General features: G+C 49.0%; 15 protein-coding genes. 14 read left to right on the top strand and 1 reads right to left on the bottom strand.

Annotated elements, in window-relative coordinates; genetic code table 11:
* Positions 1 to 23 precede the first annotated feature (23 nt).
* From BM358_RS06190 to BM358_RS06135, 12 genes are all read left to right on the top strand, one after another.
* The gene (locus BM358_RS06190; protein ID WP_028543234.1) at positions 24 to 911 is read left to right on the top strand and encodes a dihydrodipicolinate synthase family protein; all 888 of its coding nucleotides are present in this window, start codon (positions 24 to 26) and stop codon (positions 909 to 911) included.
* Positions 912 to 926: 15 nt separating this feature from the next.
* Entirely contained in the window at positions 927 to 2,363 is a 1,437-nt protein-coding gene (locus BM358_RS06185) for an aldehyde dehydrogenase family protein (protein WP_028543233.1), read from the top strand.
* On the top strand, positions 2,356 to 2,670 hold the full coding sequence (locus BM358_RS06180) for a (2Fe-2S)-binding protein (protein ID WP_068938458.1): 315 nt from the start codon (positions 2,356 to 2,358) through the stop codon (positions 2,668 to 2,670). Before BM358_RS06185 ends, BM358_RS06180 begins: the two co-directional genes overlap by 8 nt.
* Positions 2,667 to 3,002 carry a (2Fe-2S)-binding protein gene (locus BM358_RS06175; RefSeq protein WP_028543232.1) on the top strand — a complete coding sequence of 112 codons (336 nt, stop codon included), beginning with the start codon at positions 2,667 to 2,669 and terminating at the stop codon, positions 3,000 to 3,002. Before BM358_RS06180 ends, BM358_RS06175 begins: the two co-directional genes overlap by 4 nt.
* Positions 2,999 to 4,222 carry an NAD(P)/FAD-dependent oxidoreductase gene (locus BM358_RS06170; protein ID WP_081327416.1) on the top strand — a complete coding sequence of 408 codons (1,224 nt, stop codon included), beginning with the start codon at positions 2,999 to 3,001 and terminating at the stop codon, positions 4,220 to 4,222. The genes BM358_RS06175 and BM358_RS06170 overlap by 4 nt, the downstream gene beginning before the upstream one ends.
* Before the next feature lie 86 nt (positions 4,223 to 4,308).
* Entirely contained in the window at positions 4,309 to 6,609 is a 2,301-nt protein-coding gene (locus tag BM358_RS06165; RefSeq protein ID WP_049828526.1) for a glycoside hydrolase family 127 protein, read from the top strand.
* A gap of 437 nt (positions 6,610 to 7,046) precedes the next feature.
* Positions 7,047 to 7,994 carry a stalk domain-containing protein gene (locus BM358_RS06160; RefSeq protein WP_028543229.1) on the top strand — a complete coding sequence of 316 codons (948 nt, stop codon included), beginning with the start codon at positions 7,047 to 7,049 and terminating at the stop codon, positions 7,992 to 7,994.
* A gap of 4 nt (positions 7,995 to 7,998) precedes the next feature.
* Positions 7,999 to 11,280 (top strand): DUF5704 domain-containing protein, encoded by a 3,282-nt coding sequence (locus tag BM358_RS06155; protein ID WP_028543228.1) that lies wholly within the window; start codon positions 7,999 to 8,001, stop codon positions 11,278 to 11,280.
* Positions 11,281 to 11,473: 193 nt separating this feature from the next.
* The gene (locus BM358_RS06150) at positions 11,474 to 12,361 is read left to right on the top strand and encodes a LysR family transcriptional regulator (protein ID WP_048481493.1); all 888 of its coding nucleotides are present in this window, start codon (positions 11,474 to 11,476) and stop codon (positions 12,359 to 12,361) included.
* Positions 12,362 to 12,556: 195 nt separating this feature from the next.
* Positions 12,557 to 13,777 (top strand): M20 family metallopeptidase, encoded by a 1,221-nt coding sequence (locus BM358_RS06145; protein WP_028543227.1) that lies wholly within the window; start codon positions 12,557 to 12,559, stop codon positions 13,775 to 13,777.
* Positions 13,774 to 15,192 carry a YfcC family protein gene (locus tag BM358_RS06140; RefSeq protein ID WP_023987264.1) on the top strand — a complete coding sequence of 473 codons (1,419 nt, stop codon included), beginning with the start codon at positions 13,774 to 13,776 and terminating at the stop codon, positions 15,190 to 15,192. The genes BM358_RS06145 and BM358_RS06140 overlap by 4 nt, the downstream gene beginning before the upstream one ends.
* A gap of 236 nt (positions 15,193 to 15,428) precedes the next feature.
* Positions 15,429 to 17,921, top strand: coding sequence for a rhamnogalacturonan lyase (locus tag BM358_RS06135; protein ID WP_028543226.1), 2,493 nt, complete (start codon positions 15,429 to 15,431; stop codon positions 17,919 to 17,921).
* Positions 17,922 to 18,253: 332 nt separating this feature from the next.
* On the opposite strand, the gene BM358_RS06130 is transcribed toward BM358_RS06135, so the two are convergent.
* Complete coding sequence (locus tag BM358_RS06130; protein WP_023987266.1) at positions 18,254 to 19,303, bottom strand: substrate-binding domain-containing protein; 1,050 nt, start codon at positions 19,301 to 19,303, stop codon at positions 18,254 to 18,256.
* 438 nt (positions 19,304 to 19,741) lie between these two features.
* Between BM358_RS06130 and BM358_RS06125 the strand changes: the two genes are divergently transcribed.
* Positions 19,742 to 19,993 (top strand): GH32 C-terminal domain-containing protein, encoded by a 252-nt coding sequence (locus tag BM358_RS06125; protein ID WP_028543225.1) that lies wholly within the window; start codon positions 19,742 to 19,744, stop codon positions 19,991 to 19,993.
* Between the two features lie 87 nt (positions 19,994 to 20,080).
* Positions 20,081 to 23,338 carry a glycoside hydrolase family 32 protein gene (locus tag BM358_RS06120; RefSeq protein WP_028543224.1) on the top strand — a complete coding sequence of 1,086 codons (3,258 nt, stop codon included), beginning with the start codon at positions 20,081 to 20,083 and terminating at the stop codon, positions 23,336 to 23,338.
* Positions 23,339 to 23,379: the final 41 nt, after the last annotated feature.

The raw sequence follows: 23,379 nt of genomic DNA, 5'->3' as shown, positions 1-23,379 counted from the left end.
GATGGGAAAGGGTTGGTGAGCATATGGCACGTTTTGAAGGTGTATATGTGGCCTTGGTTACACCGTTCACGGCAGAGCTGGAGGTAGACCATAAGCGTCTGACCGAGCTGTGCGAGCATCTGATTGCAAGCGGCATTAGCGGACTGGTTCCTACGGGATCGCTGGGAGAATATGCGGCTTTGTCCCCGGAGGAACGGTCGCAGGTTGTGCATACCGTAATTGACGCTGCGGCAGGGCGTGTCCCGGTTGTTGTCGGCTCGGCGGCTCCGTCCACCAAACAGGCGGTGCATTGGATTCAGCATGCGAAGGATGCCGGAGCAGCGGGTGTCATGGCACTGCCGCCCATTAATTATAATCCACTGCCTCACGAGGTAACGGCCCATTATGAAGCATTATCGGAGGTGGGCTTGCCGATCATTGCGTATAACAACCCCCATGATTACAAGGTTGACTTGACTCCAGATATTCTTGCGGACTTGTCGCGAATTGAAAATATCGTAGCAGTCAAGGAATTTTCCGGTGATGTACGGCGTATTCACGCTATTTTGGATCAGACAGAGCTGGAGGTCATGGTCGGAGTAGATAATCTGGCGATGGAGGGGGCATTATTCGGCGCGACAGGCTGGATTTCGGGGGTACCTAATGCGCTGCCCAAGGAAGGGGTAGAGCTGTTCCGACTTGCGCAGGCGGGAAATATGGCGGAAGCGTCCGCGTTGTATCGCAGGCTGCTGCCGCTGTTCCACTATGATGCCAGCCCGCAATTGGTACAGTCCATCAAATATATGATGGAGCTGGCTGGATTTCCGGTCGGTCCGACACGTCCGCCCAGACTTGCGCTGCCGCAGGCGGATTATGACCGCATTCGGGAAGCATTTGAGGTGGCGGTTCGTCCAAGCGAAGTTTCATCCTGAATGGAGGTGAAGACGATGGAGAGCCGAAATTGGATCGGCGGTGAGTGGCAGAACCCTTCAGGCGAGGAAATGGTGGTTCACAATCCTTCGGCCTTGAAGGAGGAGGTCGGAGTCGTCCATTTTTCAGAAACGGGCGATATTACACAGGCCGGGGATGCGGCACGGCTGGCTCAGGCGGGTTGGGCCGCGTTAAGTCCCGCAGCACGGGGAGTTTATCTGTTCAAAGCAGCCGGGTTACTAGAGGCAGCATTACCTGAATTGGCTGAGCTGGCTAGCCGTGAGATGGGCAAGCCGATTACCGAGATGCGCGGAGAGGTCATGCGAGGTGTCCATCTGCTCCGATACTACGCGGCAGAGGGCGTACGATCCATCGGTACAGTCATTCCTTCGAATGAGCCGGGAGTGCTCCAATACACGAAGCGCATTCCGCTGGGTGTAACGGCAGTCATTACGCCGTGGAATTTTCCGGTAGCTATTCCGCTATGGAAAATCGCCCCTGCACTCTTGTGCGGAAACACGGTCATCTGGAAGCCTGCCGAACATGCTTCATTAACTGCAGTACGGGTCGCCGAGCTATTCGAGGCGGTGCAGCTTCCGCCCGGCGTGCTGAACTTAGTCATTGGGCAAGGTAACCGTATTGGCGATGCCTTACTGGAGCATCCGGTACTGGATGCGGTCAGCTTCACGGGTTCTACTGCTACAGGTTTGGGCATTGCGGGACGGTGCGCACGCCGTAATATCAAGTACCAGACCGAGATGGGCGGTAAAAATGCCGCTGTGGTGCTGAAGGACGCGGATGTGGCGCAAGCAGTAGCGATGATTGTTAGCGGAGCTTTCCGTTCAGCCGGGCAAAAATGCACGGCCACCAGTCGGGTGATTGTGGAACAGTCTGTCTATGAGACATTCACGGAAGCCTTACGCCAAGCGGTGGAAAAAATACAGATCGCTCCGGCGCTTGACCCCAATGCGTATCTTGGACCTGTGGCATCGGCAGGTCAGTATGAGAAGGTCATGTCCTATGTATCACTCGCCCGCCGGGAAGCCGATATTTTAGCCGAAGGTGGAGCCGCCGCCGGGACGGATAACGGATATTATGTGCGTCCGATGGTGGCGACTGGACTTGATTCGTCCCATCCATTGATTCAGGAGGAGATTTTTGGACCTGTGATGGGGGTAATGCAGGCGGACGACTTCGAGGATGCGATTCGACTGTGCAATGATTCTATTTATGGATTAAGTGCCTCTCTATTCACCCGCGATTTGCGGTTGGCTCACCGGTTTCTGGATGAGGCGAACGCCGGTATGGTCCGGGTTAATCAGGAGACGGCTGGTGTCGAATACCAGGCTCCGTTCGGCGGTCTGAAGCAATCCAGTTCACATACCCGGGAACAGGGCCAGGCGGCGCTGAATTTTTATTCAGCGATTAAAACCTGCGCGATCAGCTATGAGTAAGCGGGCGACGGGACGAAGTGAGACGGTTGAGAGCGCATCAGGTCATTTGCTCGTATGTCGCTGTGAAGAAGTGAGTATCGCACAGATGGAGCAGGCCTGCCGCATGGGCGTGGACACCGTGCGCCAGCTTAAAATGGCTACGCGGGTGACGATGGGGGCATGTCAGGGCAGGGTATGCCGACAATTGGTGGAGTCATGGTTTTACAATCAGGTTCCTGCTGCCCGCCGGGAGGCGGAGCTGTTGTCACAGAGGCCTCCCGTACGTCCCGTAACGTTCGGGCAGCTGGCAGAGGGAGGTTCCTTATGAGCCGCATGCGTATTGTAAATCACCCTATTTTGGGACCAAAGCCGGAACGGCGGCAGGTATCTTTTATTTTTGACGGTCGTCCTATGCAGGGATTGGCCGGAGAGCCATTGGCAGCAACGCTGCTGGCCAGCGGTGTCCGTTTGCTGAGAAGGCATGAGGAATCCGGTACGGCTAGAGGTGTATACTGCGCCATTGGGCATTGTAACGAATGCCGCCTGACGGTTCATCCGTTCGGTACCGTCCGTTCCTGCCTGACCAAGCTGGAGGAAGGTATGGTGGTGGAAACCGGACGGCAACTTTCGAATGAAATCACAGGGAGAATTGTGACATGAATGAAATGGCGCATCTCATCGTCATTGGGGCGGGTCCCGCCGGATTGTCCGCAGCGGTATCGGCTGCTGAGCAAGGATTGCCAGTCACGGTACTGGATGAGTTTACAGAGCCGGGTGGACGCATGCCCGGGCAATATCATGAGGAAGGCAGTCAAGGCTGGTGGGTTGGAAAACACGTTTCGGATGAGCTGATTACCCGTTGCAGGGAACTTGGGGTGGACATTCGCTGCGGCGTTTCCGTACATGGTATGGAATATACAACGACGTGGGAAATTTCCACTTCCTGTGGATTGTTCACTGCGGATTACGTATTGCTGGCGACTGGAGCTGCCGAAATTCCCGTTCCGCTGGATGGCTGGACGCTGCCGGGCGTGATGTCCATCGGGGCCGCGCAGGTGATGACCAACGTTCATTACGTTAAGCCGGGAGAACGCGGCATCATAGTAGGCATGAATGTATTGTCTATGGCGATTGCCCGCGAGCTGTCTGTCGCCGGGGTGAAGGTGGCGGCGATTACACTGCCGTGCGCTAATCCGCTGGCTGGTGCGGCGGCAGATCCGACAGCCTCCGCGAAGCTGCTGCTTCAGCTGTCGGGGCTGGCCCCTGCAGCCTGGATGCGTGCAGGCGGCAGGCTCGCAGCTGCGATGCGGATGGAGAAACTCATCGCGTGCTGCTATCCCCACAGAGGCTTCCGTCTGTGGGATATCCCGATCCGGTTGCGGACAGCAGTGCTGTCCGTCAACGGGCAGGACCGGGTCGAATCTGTGACCCTGATCCACGTTAAACCGGACGGCTCGCCTATTCCCGGCAGCGAGCGCGTCGAACCCGCCGACTTCGTGGCGTTGAGCGGCGGCTTGTACCCGCTCGCTGAGCTGGCGGCGGTAGCCGGGTGCAAGTTCGTGTACAGCCCTGAGCTAGGCGGGCATGTTCCACTGCATGGTGAGCGAATGGAAACCTCGCTCAAAGGGCTGTACGTTGCCGGCAATATTACCGGCATCGAAAGCGGGCTGGTCGCGATGGCCCAAGGTCGATTAGCCGCCGCTTCCATGCTCCATGCCGCTGGACTCGGCGGAGCAGGCGGGGAACAGCGGGTGCAGGAGGCGATCTGTGAGGTCCATTTTGCACGCAAGCATGCGCTGATTCAGTTTCATCCCGGCATTACAGAGGCGAGAACGCAGCTGTACCAGCAGTGGGGGCAAACCTCTGGCAGCGGCGCGTAACGGCTCATTGTGTTTGATATGCATTTTTTTATCCCAAATTCGCCTTAAAGGAGGAACGGAAAGTGACTCTTAAAGCAAAAGCCCATATGAAAGCAAGGCCGTTCGCACTGAATGAGGTGGTATTGGCTGAAGGTCCCTTCAAACAGGCGATGGAGCTGAACCGATCTTATCTGTTGGAGCTTCAACCAGACCGCCTGCTGGCGCGTTTTCGGGAATATGCCGGACTTACGCCCAAAGCGCCTCAGTATGAAGGCTGGGAAGCGATGACTATTTCCGGTCATACACTGGGACATTACTTGTCCGCTTGCTCCATGATGTATGCTTCAACGGGCGATGAGCGTTTTAAAGAAATTGCACATTACATTACGGATGAACTAGCCGTTTGTCAGGCGGCGCATGGTGACGGATATGTATCCGGTATTCCAGGGGGGAAGGAACTTTTTGAAGAGGTGTCTGCTGGAAATATTCGCTCGAAGGGCTTTGACCTGAACGGTGCCTGGGCACCCTTGTATACACTGCACAAGTTATTCGCTGGCCTGCGGGATGCGCATCATTTGACAGGCTGTGATAAGGCATTAGATGTAGAGCGCAAGCTGGCGGACTGGCTCGAAGGAATTATGAAGCCGATGAGCGATGAGCAGCTCCAGCAGATGATGTTTTGCGAATATGGAGGCATGAATGAGGTATTGGCCGATTTGTATGCGGATACCGGGGAAGAGCGCTACTTGTGGCTGGCTGAATGCTTCTGGCACAAGCTGGTGCTGGACCCGCTTAGCTCGCAGGAAGACTGTTTGCAGGGCATTCACGCCAATACACAGATTCCGAAGCTGATCGGGCTTGCCAAGGAATATGAGCTGACCAATGATACGAAACGCCGGGCAACGGTGGAGTTTTTTTGGGAGCGGGTGGTGGATCATCATTCGTATGTCATTGGCGGGAATAGCTTTGGAGAATATTTTGGCGCGCCAGATGGCTTGAATGATCGCATCGGGCCTCATACGACGGAGACGTGCAATACCTATAACATGCTTAAGCTGACCAATCATCTGTTTCAATGGAATGCTTCCGCCAAGGAAGCGGACTTTTATGAGCGAGGTCTATTCAATCATATTTTGGCTTCGCAGGACCCGGTTCACGGGGGTGTAACGTATTTTCTATCTCTGGCGATGGGTGGGCACAAGCATTTTGAAAGCAAATTTGATGATTTCACGTGCTGTGTCGGCACAGGGATGGAAAACCATGCGAGCTACGGCAGCGGCATTTATTTTCACGATCACGATAAGCTATATGTCAATCAGTTCATTGCCTCCACGCTGGAATGGAAGGACACAGGCGTTACGCTAAAACAAAATACTTCCTATCCAGATACAGATCATACGACGCTGGAGATTCAATGCGATCAACCTGCCTCATTTATGCTACTCATCCGCTATCCATATTGGGCTGAACAAGGAATTACCATTCGTGTAAATGGCAAGGAGCAATCGGTTGTATCGGAACCGGGCAGCTTTGTCTCTATCGCCAGAACGTGGATTGACGGTGACGTTGTAGAGGTGACGATTCCGATGTCGCTGAGACTGGAGCAGATGCCAGATAACCCGGATCGGGCGGCTATCATGTATGGACCATTGGTGCTGGCAGGCGACCTTGGACCCTTAGAAGATCCTAAAGCCAAGGATTTCCTGTACACACCAGTATTCATCCCCCAAACGGAAAAGCTGGATGCCTGGATTCAGCCCGTGGAGGGCAAGACCAATACGTTTCGTACCTTGAATGCAGGGCATCCCCGGGATGTGGAATTATCTCCTCTGTATAAAATGCATGACCGTACGTATTCCGTATACTGGGACATTTTTACCAAGGAAGCGTGGCAGGAGGCGGAACAGGAATATACAGCGGCACGCGAAAAGCTGGCGATTCTGGAGCAGTGCACGATTGATTTTGCCCAACCCGGAGAAATGCAGCCGGAGCGAGATCATAACTTCCAGGGAGATGCTTCGACTCGCACCGGATATGTGAATAACCGACCTTACCGGAATGCGGGAATTGACGGCTGGTTTTCTTTTGATCTGAATACAGATCCGTCTGCTCCGATGCTGTTGGTTATTACCTACACAGCTACACTGGAAATGCCTAACTGCGGTTTTGATATTTTGATTAACGGTCATCCGCTTGAGCATTTTAGTGAAGGTTTTGATGAGGCCGATAAGTTTTACAACGTTAATACTGCTATTCCGGCTGCATATCTGGAGGGTAAGGATCAAGCGACAGTAACCTTCAAGGCCAAGCCGGGACAGCGTATCCGCAGATTGTTTGGGCTGAGGATGGTCAACAAGGACGTGTATGAGCAACGCTATCAAGCTGGAAGTTCAGGTATACATGAATGATCTTTGAAATGTTTCATGAGAGAAAAGTAACGTTTGATTTTTAGTCCGGTATGATTTATGATGTAAGAAATATTGGATGATGCTGGAATAATCCATATGGTGGTATGAGCTGATATATTCATAGTTTTGTTGCGCGTGAAGCACACGGGCTGTTTCTTCCTTCATAGGGAGAGGCAGCCCTTTTTTGTTGATATTTTGCGGAAATATAAACTTTTTTAAAGAGTCAGTTCTATGATTTAGGGGGAGGGCTTGCTCAATAGAGTCTATTTGTTAGGAATGCTTTGTATTAGAAGTTTTTCTTATAGATTTTGTAATAGGGAAACTCTATAATATATAAGTTGTATCCAGTATTTTCCGAAAGTGGGGATGCGATAAGTTTATGAGATTAGAGATGATATACATAGTTTAAAGTTTAAGCTGACAAAGGGGATAGAGAGATGAGTATGAAAAAATGGATGTTGAGTTTGACCGCAGTCACGTTGCTATGGGGCGCGACAAGTACGATTCCAACGACGGAGGCAGCAAGCAGCACCAAACCCATTGAAGTCTTGTTAAACGCGAAAAAAATACAGTTTCCAGATGCTAAACCTTTTCAGGATAGTAACGATTATGTGATGGTTCCGATTCGTTTTGTATCCGAAGCGCTAGGGGCTAAGGTTGGCTGGGAGAAAACAGGCGGTCAATTGGCTGTGTCGATTAAAAATGATGCACATGCTGTTAACATGACAGTGGGTCAAAACACCGCTACCGTGGATGGGCAGACCAAAACGTATGAAACGAAGATTATTTTGAAGCAAAACCGTACTTTTGTGCCGCTGCGGTTGGTAAGTGAAGGCCTGGGGCAAACGGTGGAGTGGGATAAGGTCAGCCGCTGGGTTTGGATTGGGAAGAAGGAAATTGCTGCGCTGGAGACTAAGGGTCTGCAACCCGTTAGTATTAATCCTTACAAGAAAGCAATTAACACTGTACCAAACCTCATAAACGATGTTGCAGATAAGGCATACGACAAAGTAGTGATCTTCAAACATTCTGACCTGCCTGTTAAGCTGCTTCGGGATATTTATTCAGTTGAACCTTATACATCTTCGAAGGGGGTTCCTTACCTGCGTATGAGGGTGAAAACGAAGTCTACTACAGCAGGGAGCATATTTTATTTGACGAAGAACAAAGATGCACGTGTGCGTTTTCCGATGGATGACTTGATGCAAGATAACGGAGATGGTACAAAGATGGTCTATTACCCAATTTATTCGTCTGGTGATGAGCTCTTTCAAGGCATTAAAAATTATAAATCTTTTAAACTTCAAGACATTGAATATATTGCATTCGGATTAGCGTCAAGGGAGTATATTCCGATGATGGTCAACCCATGGAAAGGTAATTAAGCGTATGAAGAAGGCACAACGCATTCTGGGCGTATTGCTGGTGGGGGTACTGCTATTCTTGCAGCTCCCGCCTTTTTCATATCCCACGGACAAGGCTGCAGCCGATACAGAAATTACACCACTGTCCTATTTTGCAGATAGGAATGATCGCTACTTTGTCGGCATGATGTATTTTGATATGTGGAAGAATACCGCTGGAACTTGGGTCACTGATGGCGGTAAGCAGCCCGATAAGGATATGCAGGGTGAAGCCAAATTTACTTACAAGTTTAATTTTCCGGGCCGAAAAATCAAGAATGTTACAGCTAGCTTGTATACAAAAGCAGATAATTTGAGTCACCCGGAATATTTTCAGCAATCCCGTTCCGATAGCTACGATGAGTACGCCTACGCGATTAGTAGAGGCACAGATTATAAGAAGGATGTTCGTCCTTTCCAGGAGCAGGGTCTTGGTACGGATACCACTGTAATTCCGATTACTGTAAATATAAGGCTGAATGCGATGGTTCAAGCTAAAAATATAAAAGAAGAGAGTTGCCCTACCTGCGCAAAGGAAGTAGAAGCGTACCGCATCTACCAACCCATCCTGTTTAAGATCGAACTGGAGAGCAGTCTAATCGTCAAGCATTTTACAACTGATGGAAAATCACTTAACAACGTATTTACACCAATAGAAGATGAATTAAAAGCTGATCAACTGTATGATTTTACCCCGCCAACCAACCCGAAATATGAGTATGTGGGTTATAAGAAAAGCACGACCAGTAAACCGCCAAGCGGAGATATTTTGCCGGGAATTGTACCCGGATTTACCTATGACGGTTCTTTTGAGCAGTTTACCGCTTATTTGTATTACAAAGAAGCTCAGGGCTGTCCTAAGCCTGGAGAAAGCCAAGAGGGAGCACCCTCAGATTGCCAAGATAATGAACAACCAACAAAAGGTGTTGTCTGCTCCCGCCCCGTTCCAGGTCTGCGCTTGGAAACTGCCGAACTGGACCCGACAGTATCTGCCGTTATCAAAGCGGACCAGCGTGGTCGGGAACGATTTGACGTATCCAAAGGTATTCCTACATCTGAAAGCCTATACGGTCATGTGCAAGCGAAGAGATACCTTTTTCAACATAAGTTTGTGAACATGACAGGCCAGTGTACATATACGGTGAACGTAAAACGGGAATATCGATTGACCTGGCGGCCTAAGAAAAAATCTCGGCGGAGTGAGACCGTGAAGCGAACCTATACTTACCAAATCGTCCGTCCATACTCATATTGGACGATAGATAATTTGGAGGTGTACGGCATTAAGGAGGCTACGCTCCGAAATTATGCGTTACCTAATGAAACAATCACTTTGCGTCCGCAATCTTATACACCCCCTTCCTATATTGCAGCGACTCAGGGCAATTTTTATCCGCCCCCTCCACCCGGGACAGTGGATGGCGGTAGCCGTAGCAAAAACGGTGGCAGCAGCAAGCCGAGTGTACCTGATGACCGTAGTGCACTGAAATCCAAGGCAGAGGGGGCTGTTAAGGAAATCGAAGTGGAAAACGACACTCTAACCTTTGAAAACAAGATCATTATGAATCCGGAGCGCGTTAAGGTGAATGGCCCTAGGCCAGGCGTTATACCCTCTTCCGGAGCGATTGGGCCGGATGTGCTGTACAGTCCGGGTCATGTGATTGATAAGTATAAGATAAATAAGTCCAATACGCCCAGCAGCGGTGACATCACTTACGCTATTCTCAAAGGAAATATCAATGGAGGTGCGGATAAAACGTTTCCGATACAGGGAATTAATACGGTGACTGTTCACACTCCCGTAGTGAATCTGTCTAAAGTGTCGGACGATGCTGCTCATAACCAGAAAACCCAACCTACGAAAGGACGATCCGCGCTTATTTTGGAGCGCCCTTTCCGGGTGACGATCTCGACAGCAGGCCCACATTTAAATATTCCTGGCTATGGTGATCGGGAGTATGCCAAATATGTACGAACCAAGCAGGTGCGATTTCCGTTCGATGTCTACGACAAAGGGAAGACACAATTTTATCCGCGGGGTACCTGGATCGACATTCCGGTGCAGCAGCTCGACACAGACTTTTATTTGCCCGTATGGGTGGATGAAGGCAACTATACAGTTGTGTTCCGTACCATTGCCGAAAATGCACCGGACGGGTTCACCGAACAACGCCATGCCAACACGGATATCGCCCATCATGTTGCCAATGATGTGGTGAATATTGAGGTCATCGGACGGATGTACGATTTTCATATCACGGATATTGCTGATTACCATTGGGAGCGGGTATTTCGACAGCGAAAAGGAAGCCCGACGCATAGTGGCCTGTCCTATTGGACGGGGCTTGGCAATATTGACGGGTTGCCTAGAGGGAACCCGGAGCCGTTCACCTTGCCCGTTCGTCCCGGCAGTCACCCATATGAAGGTTATGCAAATGTGGCGGTCAAGACAGGCTATCATTTCAAGTTTGACCTCAAAACCAAAGGCAATATGTTTAGCGCCAAGGACGGTATTCGCATCACGCCATCGTTCTATTGGGTGAGCAAAGATGGGCGACAGCGGGAAGAGGTGGATCTGTATACACATTCCGGCAGTCGAAAATTTATCCGTTTGGGATCGGCGGAGGACCGTGAAAAGCGATATGTTATTTTGAATGAACGGCTACGCAATGTGCCGATGGAGGAAATGCAGGACACGTCAGCCTACCAATACAAGCATGAGCTGAGTGAAGCACAGCAAAGCCAGTTGACACTGGAACGTTATGTTTCCCTGTATGCCCACCGTATTGCACGCAGCAAGACCTGGATTGGACGTTACGACTGGCTGGTACTGCCTGCGGCTGTGCGTACCTTGATTGGTCCGAAAACAGACCTGCCAGATGGGGTCAACGTCGATCGCGCTAATGCGTCGATTCAGCGCTGGTATGGTGAATATAGCCTGCCTGCTGATGTGTACGCAGTCACCAAAGGCACGGATTTGCGCGAGGTCAGTCGCCGTCAGGAGCTAAACGAGCATACAGATATATTCAAGAAAACGGGCTTTATCGTCGTCAACTTTAATGTGGAGTCACTGCGTCAGGGGGACACCGAGCATCCGCATTTACAGTATATAAATGGTCCGCTATTGAACCAGTGGCAACTGGAGGGTTACCGCCGAGAGATAAAAGACCCGTACGGGCATATCTTTCATTTACAGGACGGGGATGTAGTATTTTATCATGCGGATCAGTCCAGTCGGGACGATTTCAGTTCATTTGTCCCTCACTAGCTTGCAGTAATCAAGACGAATCCTAATCCATAACTAGCGCGAAAAATACGAAAACGGACAATGGAACAATCCACTGTCCGTTTTTTTATGCCTAAGTTTTTCATACGTTATAATAGACCGATATATCTGGGCTTTTTTTACGGAGAACAAAGGAACGGCTAAACAAAGGAATGATTGAATTAAAGGAGTGATCATGGTGGATGAAAAGGATTGTTTAATGTTGTGCTACATTGCAGAAGAACAGAGCATGAAACGTGCCGCCGAACGTCTATATATTACACAGCCTGCCTTGACCTACCGTCTGAACCAATTGGAAAAGGAGTTCGCTGTACCTCTCATTGTACGCGGGAACAGAGGAACGAAGCTGACCATGGAAGGGGAGCGACTGGTGGAGTATGCCAAACGGAATTTGAGGGAACTGACCGAATTAAAAGAAGCTGTCATTCACCTGAGAGGGGAAGTAAAAGGTACGCTGCGCTTGGGGATTTCAAGCTATTACGGACATTATCGGCTACCGCCGATTCTTAAAAGCTTTAAAGATATTTATCCTGACGTGCAATTTTCAGTCACCTGCGGACTCAGTGCGGAAATCTATGAGATGCTGCGCGGGGATGAAATTCATCTGGGTGTTATCCGCAATGATTACCCTTGGTCTGAGGGAAAGCATCTTCTTCATGAGGAGCATATCTGCGTGATCTCGAAAGAAGCTGTAGAGCTTGAGCAATTGCCGGAGCTTCCAATGATTCGTTATAAGGACCCGGGGAAGCCGCAACTTTCCGGTCATATGTATTCCTCGTTCAACGAATCGGTACAGGCATGGTGGAGTGAGAGAATAGGCCGTGCACCACGAGTTTCTATGGAGGTGGATAGCTACGAAACCTGCAAGGAAATGGTTCGGCACGGACTGGGATATTCAATCGTACCCGAAATATTTATCTCTCCCAAGGATGAACTGTATGCATTTAATTTGATTCGTAAAAATGGAGATCCTGTCCTGCGTAGAACATGGATGTTGTATAAAAATAAATCCAGCCGTCCTATGGCAGTGGAAAGATTTGTAGAATGGATGCTCCAGTCTTGAGGCTGTAAATACATTGAATATACGTAATTAATGGTGAAAAATAGCGTATATCAAGGACGAACATGTCATATATAAAATAATTTTAAGGATAAAGCCAAAAAATATTAAATTTACTTCACTGGTCTTCGCTTATACAATGTTGAATATTGGTTGTATAATTATTCGTTATTGCGAATGAAAGGCGGTATTCCATTGATGGATTTAACAACGAACGGACATAATGGCAGAACGTCATCCCATGAAGAGATTTTGAAGGCTGTAGATGCAAAGGATCATGAGTTGCGGGAGCTTGCCCGAACAATACATACCCATCCTGAATTGAGCTTTCATGAATATCAGGCTCAGGGATGGCTCACGAGTACACTGGAGCAAGCTGGTTTTGCTGTGGAAAAGGGGATTGCAGGACTGGAAACCTCCTTCCGCGCCGAATGGGAAGGGAAGCCCGGCGGACCGACAATTGCTTTGCTGGCAGAGTATGACGCACTTCCGGTGATCGGACATGCCTGCGGTCACAATCTGATCTGTACCGCATCGGTCGGAGCAGCCATAGCCCTAAAAGAAGCGATATCGGACCTACCCGGACGTATTGTGGTATTGGGCACACCCGCCGAGGAGGAGGGCGGCGGCAAAATCATGATGTGCGAGTATGGTGTGTTCGACGGCGTGGACGCCGTTATGATGGTGCATCCACAGAATAAAACGATGGTTTTACGCGGGGGACTGGCCTGCGTGGACGCCACCTTCACGTTTCATGGCAAGCAGGCTCATGCCGCATCCTCTCCGGAGAAAGGCATTAGCGCGCTGGATGCTATGATCAATGCCTTTGTGGCGATTAATTCGGTTCGCCAGTTCGTTACCAGCGACGTACGTATCCACGGCATTATTACCAAAGGCGGGGATGCTCCCAATGTCGTGCCGGAGCTGTGCGAGGCTGTGTTTATTTTACGGGCGCAAACCGTCGTCGGTCTGGCTGAGGTGAGGGACAAGGTGTATCGTGCTGTTCGTGCGGCGGCAGAAGGTATGGGCGCGACGGTGGATATTGTCGAGGGGCTTATTTATGCGGAGCGCAATACCAACAAAAAGCTGGCGGCTTTGTTCCAGAGCAAGTTGGAGCAGCTGGGTTTGGAGGTTCACGAGCCGCCTGCGCAGGGAGGGATCGGCTCGTCGGATATCGGCAATGTCAGCCAGATTACTGCAGCGATTCATCCTTATATCCGATTGGGTGACGCGTCCACGCATACGCCAGAATTTGCCCGGCTTGCAGGAGCAGAGGAAGGCATGATTGAAATGAATTATGCCGCCAAAGCGCTGGCGCTGACCGCTTATGATCTGGTAACCGATCCGGTGGCTTTGAGAGAGGTACGGACTGAATTTGAACAATGGCAAGCGTTGAGAAACGGGGGAGCATCCGAATGAGTAGCAACACGACCGTACCGAGCGGTCCGAAGAAATGGCTGAAAATGCCGCACACCTTTGTCATTCTTATTTTCCTGACCTTAGTGGCTGGAATATTGACTTATGTCGTTCCCGCTGGAGAGTTTGAACGGGTTAAAAATGAAACGACCGGCAAAACGCTGCTCGTTCCCGGTTCGTACGCTCATGTCGATCCGAATCCGGTTACGCTGTGGGACATCCCAAAATCCATCGTATCCGGTCTAGTCGATTCGGCTGATGTTGTCTTTTTCATTCTAATCATTGGCGGTGTCTTTCAGATTATTACTTCCTCGGGCACAATTGAGGCGGTGACCGGAAGAGTTGCGAGGTCTTTTTCCAACAAGGGGTTATGGGTCATTCCCGTGTTTATCACCTTGTTTTCCGTAGGTGGTTTTACCATGGGAATGTCCACTGAGGTGATGGTATTCGTGCCGATTGGTATTGCCATCGCCCGGGCGTTGAAATTTGATGCGTTGACGGGTACAGCCATGATTTCGCTGGGAGCCTCCTGCGGGTTTACCGCCGGGCTGCTGAACCCGTTTAATGTCGGATTGGCACAGGCGATTGCGCAAATTCCTATTTTTTCAGGGCTGTGGCTTCGTGCCATCCTGTTGGTCATCCTGATCGTTATTACGAGCTTATATATTATGCGTTATGCCAGTAAAGTGAAGAAAAGCCCGGAAAGCAGCCTCGTTTACGAATTGGAAAAGAGCGCTGAAGACAAGCCGGTGGATCTATCCAATCTGCCTTCCATACAGCTTAAGCATATCCTGATCATTTTGACCGTTATAGTAAGCTTCGCGATGTTAATCTGGGGAGTGTCCAAAAAAGATTGGTGGATGGAGGAACTGGCTGCCCTGTTTCTTTCGATGGGAGTCATTTCCGGCTTTTGTGCAGGCTATGGGCCAAGTCGCATTGCGACAGAGTTTGCCAAAGGGGCCAAAGATATCACCTATGGTGCCCTGATCATTGGTTTTGCACGTTCCATCGTCGTCGTGCTGGATCACGGCAATGTGATTGATTCGATCGTTAACAGCCTTGCTATCATGGTGGGACATCTGCCGGAATCCGTGCAAGTGCTGGGTATGTATGTGTTCCAAAATGTCATGAATGTATTTATTACCTCCGGTTCGGGGATGGCAGCGACGACGATGCCCATTATGGTGCCGCTGTCCGATCTGTTGGGTATTACACGGCAGACCACAGTCCTTGCATTCCAGTTGGGAGATGGATTTTCGAATATGATTTTGCCTACTTCCTCTGCCTTAATGGGGAGTTTGGCGGTGTCGGGTATTCCATATCAGAAATGGGTACGCTTCTTTTGGCCGTTACTGGCCGCCTGGTTCGTACTGGGTGCAGTATTCGTGGTTGTAGCTCAAATTATTGGGTATCACTAAAATATAAAAGGAAAATTAGATATATATTGAGTCCTCAGTATGCCGTTAACAGGCTTGGTGAGGGCTGTTTTATTTGGAATGAGTAAACAACACGGTTTTGTGTAGAGAAATCCTCGGATATTTAAACGCGTTTGGGGGAACGGCAAAACTATAATAATAGGGAATTTAATTTATGTAAGCGCAATCATTTCAGGTATTTGCTTGTCATCACAATACATTCGAGGAGGACGACCTGGATGGCTCAAGGGAAAGGCGCATGGCGAAAGGGAAGCTTGACCGCCGCGTTGGCAGCGATGCTGGCGATGACGGGGACGACTGGAGGAGTGGCTGCGGAAGACTTGTCCGAACCGACGCTGCAGGCGGAATCAGCAATCGCAGTTGAACAGAACCGTAGCGGCAGCATTCAGCTGGAAAAGCTGGATCGCGGACTGGTAGCTGCGGCAACGCAGGAGGGGGTATTTTTAAGCTGGCGGTTATTGGCTCAAGAAGTGAACGGTTACGGTTCAACGGGGCTGACAGGAGCGGACTTTAACGTATATCGTGACGGTAAGAAGATCGCGACAGTGACCGACAGTACCAACTATGTGGATAAGGAAGGGAATGGGAAATCGGTATACAGAGTAGCTTCAGTCGTTAATGGACGGGAAAAGGATCGTAGCGCCAAAGTGAAGCCATGGCAACAGGGTTACTATGAACTTCCTCTCCAAAAGCCTGCTGATGGCGTAACACCAGCAGGTGAATCCTATACTTATTCGGCCAACGATATGAGTGTGGGGGATGTGGATGGAGACGGACAATATGAATTTTTTGTAAAATGGGACCCGTCGAACTCCAAAGATGTATCTCAGAAGGGGTATACCGGAAATACGTATGTCGATGCGTATACGGCCGAAGGCAAGCTGTTGTATCGGATCGATCTGGGCGTGAATATTCGATCAGGTGCGCATTATACACAAATGATGGTGTACGATTTTGACGGCGATGGTAAAGCCGAGCTGATGTTCAAAACGGCTCCAGGGACCAAAACGATTTCTTTTGATAAGAAGGGCAAGCCGAAAAAAGAAAAGTATATTACTCTTCCACGTGAGGATCGCAAAGCAGGGATTACACATGAGGACGATTACCGTTTGAGTCGCTCGGATTATTATGAGCATGTGGTGAACATGTTTATGAACTGGACGAAGCATGAAGAAGTGGTCAAGGGACAATGGCCTGCTACGCTGGAGGAATGCTTTGGTATCGCTCCGAAGTACAATTATCCGTTATCCCGAAAGGATGCGGAAAGCCTGACAGACTACTTTATGGATGTATACGCGCCTTCACGGAGCGACAAAAACAAGCTTAGAGAGTTCGAGGGCTTCATCGTCGATGGACCGGAGTATTTGACGATTTTCAAAGGGAAAACGGGAGCTGAGCTGGATACCATCCGCTATGAGCCGGAGCGTCATGACGATGGCCTCATGTGGGGAGATTACGCCATGGCCCGCATTGAACCCGCCAACCGTGTAGACCGCTTTCTGGCAGGTGTGGCTTACTTGGACGGACGCAAGCCGTACGCTGTATTTGCACGCGGCTATTATACGCGTTCCACTTTGGCCACCTACACATGGGATGGTCGCCATCTCCAAAAACATTGGATGGTGGACAGTGGCTGGACACCGATGACCAATCCATTTAACGATAGTCCGCACGGGCGTGATGGAACGGACCCGAAATTTGGCACCTTGACCACACAGGGAGCGCATTCTTTGAGCGTGGTGGATGTGGACGGTGACGGCAAGGACGAAATCGTATACGGTTCCGCCACGATTGACCATGATGGCAGCCTGTTGTACAGCTCATTTGATGTCATGCCTCCTGAAAGCGCAACTCCAGGTCAAACCGCCAGATTGGGACATGGCGATGCGCTGCATGTGACCGATATTGACCCGGATCGCCCCGGCAAAGAAATCTTTATGGTACATGAAGGTGGCACCTACGCTCCATATGGCTATTCTTTGCGGGATGCCAAAACGGGTGAAATCATTTACGGCGCATATTCCGGCAAGGATACAGGTCGGGGAATGGTCGGTGACATAGATCCGGATCAGCGAGGTCTGGAGACGTGGGCCATAGGCCTGTGGACCGCAGCGGGTAAACAGCTGGATACGAAGATGCCAGGTACCAATATGAGTATCAAATGGGCAGCTGATATGACCACACAAATCGTAAACGGTGCAATTGATGTAACCCCAACCATTGAGGATTGGAAACGAGGTACATTGATGACCGCCACTGGAACCAAAACGAACAACTATACGAAAGGAACTCCATCGCTGGTAGCCGACATTTTCGGAGATTGGCGGGAGGAAATGCTCGTCCGCACAGCGGATAGCTCAGCAATCCGTATCTATCTGAGCACAGAGCCTACGACGCATAAATTGTACACGTTGATGCATGATCCGCAATATCGCACGGATGTGGCGCGTCAAAATACCGGGTATAACCAACCTTCCTATACGAGCTTTTACTTTGCGTCCGATATGGATTGGGCGAATGTACCGATTCCCAAGCTCTACACGCCAAAAGCCTTGATGGAGGAAGAGAGCAGTGATGAGGTGGATGAGGCAAAGACAGCGGAGGTAGATGAAAAAGAAGTCGATGAAACGAAAATCGATGGGGCGGAAATAGATGCGAAGGAAATAGAGGGAGAGCCAGTAGTTCCAGTAGTTCCAGCAGAGGATTTATAAACCAATAGCTGAAGACTAAGATCTATTTCGGCGTATAAATTAGTTAATGGATTTAGAAAAAGGCAAGCCTCTGGATGATTTAGGGGTTTGCCTCTTTGCTTTCTTAGAGCTTTCACAGTAGAGGTAGCTCTATCCAAGGTCTGTATTGATGGTTAGAAAAGCCTTAATAGTGAGGGAAACGCTGAAAGTAGCGGAGAGGACGGAACGATTGAGAAAAAGCGTCAGCGGTCGCCTTTGTATCCGGATTTTTACCACTAAGCCATTAAATAAAATCCGGATACAACAGCGATTGGAGCAACGTTCCGTTCGCGGAGCGTCGTCAGAACATCTTTTTACTTTTCTATTTGTAACACTGGAGTGGATTCTCTAAATATCGGCTCTGTTCTGATATGCGTGATCTGATAAGGTCTAGAAGGATTTTTGACCCGCGCCAATAGCATCTCAGCCGCCGTAATGCCCATTTCGTTGTTGTAGATATGCACGGTGGATAAATGAGGTTCCACAATCCGGGATTCAGGAGCGTTATCAAACCCAAACACAGCAATATCGTCAGGAATTTTCAAGTTTTTATTTTTGAGCGCTTTCATGACACTGACGGCAATAAAATCATTGGCGCACACGAACGCAGACGGTAGCACGTTCATGCCTTCCAATTGTTTATCCATCCAATCCGACTCGGAGAAAAAATTCCGGTCCTGATCGACGATACAGCAAGATAAATCCACATGTAGACCTGCTTCGATTAAAGCTCTGTTATATCCAACCCACCGCTCGTTGAAGCTTTTGCAATGCTTATAATCCCCAGCAAACCCGATCCGCGTAAATCCACGATGAATCAGGCTTTTGGTGACAGAATAAACGCTATGTTCATTTTCCATCAGCAATAAATCCGCTTTCAAATCAGGATAAGAAATGTCCACAGAACAATCAATAAAGATCGTGGGCAGTCCCAAATCCGTAATAAGCTCACTATATTGTGGATCAAACATTTCAATACAAATAATTCCATCCACCTTGGAAGCTTCAAAATTATTAGGAAGCGTTCCTGCATGGATTTCATTTTCCCGCACAATATGAATCGACAGATTATACCCTTCTGCGCTTATTCTTTTCTCCAAACCACTGATGAGTAAGGAGCCAAAATGTGAGCTGTTCGGCAGATTACATGTGACCAGGGCAATGTTACCTTGATTTTTCGGGATGATGCTCTCCGTTTCCACATAGGCAAATTGCTTATATTTAAGTTCTATCGCTTTTTTAATGACCTTGTTCCGAGTATCAACCGGGATGCTATCATTACCGTTAATCGCTTTGGACGCGGTATTTCGAGAGATTCCCAAAGCGTCAGCAATGTCTTGAATGGTGACTTTTTCTTTCTTCATAGACAGGTTCCACCTTCACTAATAATGGATTGCCTGAGAGGTACAGTTGCCTCTTACAGCTCTCCGTTTAGACCTTAAATGTATAATAGTTCGCATGAAATAGCAATGTTTGCATTACAAACGAACAAATAATATTTACATTTGTAAATCTTGTTTGGTAACTTATATTTATCTCCATCGGATCGACAAATAAATTTAAATCCAATCTTATATAAGCTGGACAAAAAAAGTGCGCATGGGAAACAGAGAGGACAGATCCATGCTGTATAAGTAAAGCGGTCATTGTTTATGGTTAACTTTTAAAGTTGGATTATATACTATATCGGTTATCATTTCTTCTTACAGAAGCATAATTTATTAATGCTATATTTAGTCAAATGTCAATTATTTTTTTACAAAAAACATTGACGAATGACATTTCGATTTGGTAAATTGAAGATGAAAAATGTAAGCCTTTTCAAATTTGTTGTACAGGCGATTTATTACAGATTGGGGGAATTGCGAGTATCAGAAAAACAGGAGATGCTCGTCGGTTATGCTTCTGATACGCAGGAAGTATATGTAGACCGGACACGGTCAGGCTGTTCGGATTTCCATGAAGACTTTGCGGGAAGACACGCAGCCTCACTGGAAACAGTAGAAAACCGATTGGACATTCATATCTATGTGGATCGTTCGCCGTTGAAATGAGACGTTCTCCATGAAGATCTAAACAGCGGATTTTCCAATTATTTTGTAGTGGATGCGCGGTGTTGATCCGTACTAGAAGGTAGGGGGATGAAGGTGGAGTTTACTAACACGCGAACGAACCTGACCAATTGGCAGATTAAGGGACAGGGGCACAAAGAAGATAACATCCAGGGACTTTTGCTGAGGTCGGAGCCGCAGGAAAATGTGATGGCTATGTCCGGAACAACGTCTCAGGATTTTACTTTTGAGGCGGATGTGATGGTCACAGACACACAGGCGGATGCTACGCTAGTATTCCGTTCCAGTGAGGACGGGTGGTCTTCCTATATGCTCCAAATCGTGCCGGCTGCCGGATTGTTGCGGTTGCGGGATGCTGCCGGGGATATTGGAAGACTGAAAGAGGAACGTCAGGTCAATTTAAAAAAAGGAGCTATTTATCATCTTAAGGTGAGCGTAGAGGGCTCCCATCTTAAAGTGTTCTGGGATGAGGGATATAAGCCGATTATAGATGTGGTCGATACGACTTATACATCAGGATATTTGGGGCTGAATGTCTGGAATGGATCGGCGTTATTTCAGAACATTCAAGTCAGTGATATGGATACGAATCTAAGCGGACCGCTCCTGATCCGTGGAAAATGGCAACCTGACCTGAAAGGGCAAAGGGCTGAGGGAACAAGTGCAGAAGATGCATTGAAAATATATGGCTCCGCAGCTACAGACCTGGTGCTGGAAGGCGGTGTGACGCTGAATCCTTCTGAACCGGGAATGGAAGCAGGACTATTTTTCAGAGGGAGTCAGGATGGGAAAAATGGATATGTTGCTTCTGTGCAAGGCGAAGGCAATCAGGTTCGCGTACAACTGAAGAAGGCGGACGGAACGTTGATTACAAAGTCGGCGCAGACATATCAGGGTGGGTTCAGCAGCAAACACCACTTGGAAATCATCGCTCATGGAGAGCGGATTCAGGTATTTATAGATGGATATACTCCTGCGGCAATTGATATCATGGATAGCAGCAATACCAACGTCTTTGCAGGCTTGAAAGTGACCGGGGGAACTGCTTATTTTCAGGATATCTACCTTACCTCTGTCTCGAATTACTATACAGAAAAATATCGCCCGCAGTATCATTATTCTCCTGCCAGAGGCTCGGCGAGCGATCCGAACGGATTGGTTTATTTCGAGGGGGAGTATCACCTGTTCCATCAGGATGGTGGACAATGGGCGCATGCGGTCAGCCAGAATTTGCTGGATTGGAAAAGGCTTCCGTTTGCATTGAAGTGGAATGATCTTGGTCATATCTGGTCAGGCTCGGCTGTAGCCGATCTAACCAATACTTCCAGCTTGTTCGGTGACTACGGAGGAGCAGGGCTGATTGCCTATTACACTTCCTTCAATCCCGATCAGCTCAAGGGCAACCAGAGAATCGGCCTTGCTTACAGCACAGACCGGGGACGTACATGGCAATACCCGAAAGACCGCCCAATTGTAATAGAGAACCCGGGCCAAAGTGAAAACGATCCTGGCAATTGGGATTTCCGTGATCCTAAAGTAGTGTGGGATGAAGTCTATCAGCGCTGGATTATGGTAGTGTCGGGAGGCGATCATATCCGTTTTTTTACCTCCACCAACCTAATAGATTGGCGCTGGACGGATAACTTTGGTTATGGTGATTATATACGTGGTGGAGTATGGGAATGCCCGGATCTATTTCAGCTTCCGGTAGACGATGGTAATACTTCTAAATGGGTGCTGATGATTAGCACTGGAGCCAGCACAAACACTCAAGGCTCGGATGCGGAATATTTTATCGGTGAACTGACGTCTGATGGCAAATTTCAAAACGATCATTCACCGGGGAAGGTGTTGAAAACCGATTGGGGCAAGGAATTCTACGCCTCAATGTCCTTCTCCGATGTACCCGACGGGCGGCGTATCATGCTGGCATGGATGACGAATTGGGACTATCCGTTTAGCTTTCCGACTTCTCCCTGGAAGGGACAGTTTAGCATCCCGAGAGAGTTATCGCTAAAAACAACTCGTGAAGGCATCCGTTTGATACAGCATCCGATATCCGAGCTGACTTCGCTGCGTTCCCGTTTATTTGCGATAGAAAATCAAAGTGTCACGGAATCTTCTCCGAATATACTGGAAGGTTTGGATGCAGGTGCCTATGAGATTGAAGCGGTGTTCGAACTGCCTTCTGTTGGGGCTGCTTCAGCATTCGGGTTTTACGTGCGGGATGGCGGTGAGCAAAGAACGGCGGTCGGCTATACAACAGACATACAACAAATGTTTGTAAACCGTGCTGATTCAGGGCTTACAGATTTCTCTACTCTATTTTCAACGCTTCATAAAGCATTACTTGCACCTATCGGAAATCGAATCCAAATGCGTATATTTGTGGACGAATCCTCGGTTGAGGTGTTTGGAAATGATGGAGAGGTCGTATTTTCGGAGATTATTTTGCCCGATTCGGCGCGAAGAGGGATGGGCTTTTACACCCAGGGTGGTGAGGTGAAGGTTGTTTCCCTCCATGTTTATGCCTTGCGGAACAGCTGGAGGCTACCAGATGCTTCGTCTGCCAGTGTGATCATGGATCACACTTATGTGGAGCTTGCGAGGGAGCAGACGAAGCGTCTGTACGCGAGTGTGGGGGATGAGTCTGGAGAAAAAGAAATCTCGCTGATTTGGGTTTCTAACAATCCTGAGATTGTAAAGATCAATGCGTCCGAGGACGGGAGTGCGTTAATGGAGGCGGTTGCCCCGGGAGAAGCTGTTGTTACGGCTTCCGATTCGGAGGATAAGGTCCGCGGTAGTACCTTGGTTAAGGTGCACGGTGGGGTGTTTCATACCAACCTTACAGGTTGGAAGCCGGATGTTTCCGCATCGCGGTGGATCGTGACAACGGATGGGATACGAGGAAGCTATATCAGCGATGCGAATTATATGGCTGCTGAGCAGGCGGAAGATTTTACGTACGAGGCTGATATGAAGCTGCATGGAAATGGAAGTGCTGGATCCATGATTTTCCGCGCCAATGCTGACGGATCGAGTGGCTATTATCTGAATTTGGACCCCAATCTGAAATCGATTCGCCTATTTTTTAAAAAAGAGGGTCGATTTGAGGAGCGACAGGTGCTTGCCAAGGTGCCAAGATTCGTTTTGCCGGAAATGTTTCATCATATTAAAATCGTGGCGGAGGGTCTGCGCATTCGCATTGATGTAGACGGTGAGCAGGTCATCGACCTGGAAGATAGTACGTTCACCGAGGGACTTGTGGGTGTGAATGTATTTGGAGGGCAGGCGTTTTACCAACATGTAAGGATCAAGCCAATTTGAATTTCTTATTTCAAAAGGAGAGCCGTCTTAACGGACTCTCT

Source organism: Paenibacillus sp. cl130 (assembly GCF_900116035.1).
Classification (GTDB): domain Bacteria; phylum Bacillota; class Bacilli; order Paenibacillales; family Paenibacillaceae; genus Paenibacillus; species Paenibacillus polymyxa_B.
The sequence above is the reverse complement of the archived record's forward strand: the minus strand, read 5'-3'. Positions and strand labels throughout refer to the sequence as shown.

Excerpts from the sequence above, each read along its gene's own strand:
- BM358_RS06190 (WP_028543234.1), top strand. The coding sequence starts at position 24 with ATGGCACGTTTTGAAGGTGTATATGTGGCCTTGGTTACACCGTTCACG.
- BM358_RS06185 (WP_028543233.1), top strand. The coding sequence starts at position 927 with ATGGAGAGCCGAAATTGGATCGGCGGTGAGTGGCAGAACCCTTCAGGC.
- BM358_RS06180 (WP_068938458.1), top strand. The coding sequence starts at position 2,356 with ATGAGTAAGCGGGCGACGGGACGAAGTGAGACGGTTGAGAGCGCATCA.
- BM358_RS06175 (WP_028543232.1), top strand. The coding sequence starts at position 2,667 with ATGAGCCGCATGCGTATTGTAAATCACCCTATTTTGGGACCAAAGCCG.
- BM358_RS06170 (WP_081327416.1), top strand. The coding sequence starts at position 2,999 with ATGAATGAAATGGCGCATCTCATCGTCATTGGGGCGGGTCCCGCCGGA.
- BM358_RS06165 (WP_049828526.1), top strand. The coding sequence starts at position 4,309 with ATGAAAGCAAGGCCGTTCGCACTGAATGAGGTGGTATTGGCTGAAGGT.
- BM358_RS06160 (WP_028543229.1), top strand. The coding sequence starts at position 7,047 with ATGAGTATGAAAAAATGGATGTTGAGTTTGACCGCAGTCACGTTGCTA.
- BM358_RS06155 (WP_028543228.1), top strand. The coding sequence starts at position 7,999 with ATGAAGAAGGCACAACGCATTCTGGGCGTATTGCTGGTGGGGGTACTG.
- BM358_RS06150 (WP_048481493.1), top strand. The coding sequence starts at position 11,474 with ATGGTGGATGAAAAGGATTGTTTAATGTTGTGCTACATTGCAGAAGAA.
- BM358_RS06145 (WP_028543227.1), top strand. The coding sequence starts at position 12,557 with ATGGATTTAACAACGAACGGACATAATGGCAGAACGTCATCCCATGAA.
- BM358_RS06140 (WP_023987264.1), top strand. The coding sequence starts at position 13,774 with ATGAGTAGCAACACGACCGTACCGAGCGGTCCGAAGAAATGGCTGAAA.
- BM358_RS06135 (WP_028543226.1), top strand. The coding sequence starts at position 15,429 with ATGGCTCAAGGGAAAGGCGCATGGCGAAAGGGAAGCTTGACCGCCGCG.
- BM358_RS06130 (WP_023987266.1), bottom strand. The coding sequence starts at position 19,303 with ATGAAGAAAGAAAAAGTCACCATTCAAGACATTGCTGACGCTTTGGGA.
- BM358_RS06125 (WP_028543225.1), top strand. The coding sequence starts at position 19,742 with ATGAAAAATGTAAGCCTTTTCAAATTTGTTGTACAGGCGATTTATTAC.
- BM358_RS06120 (WP_028543224.1), top strand. The coding sequence starts at position 20,081 with ATGAAGGTGGAGTTTACTAACACGCGAACGAACCTGACCAATTGGCAG.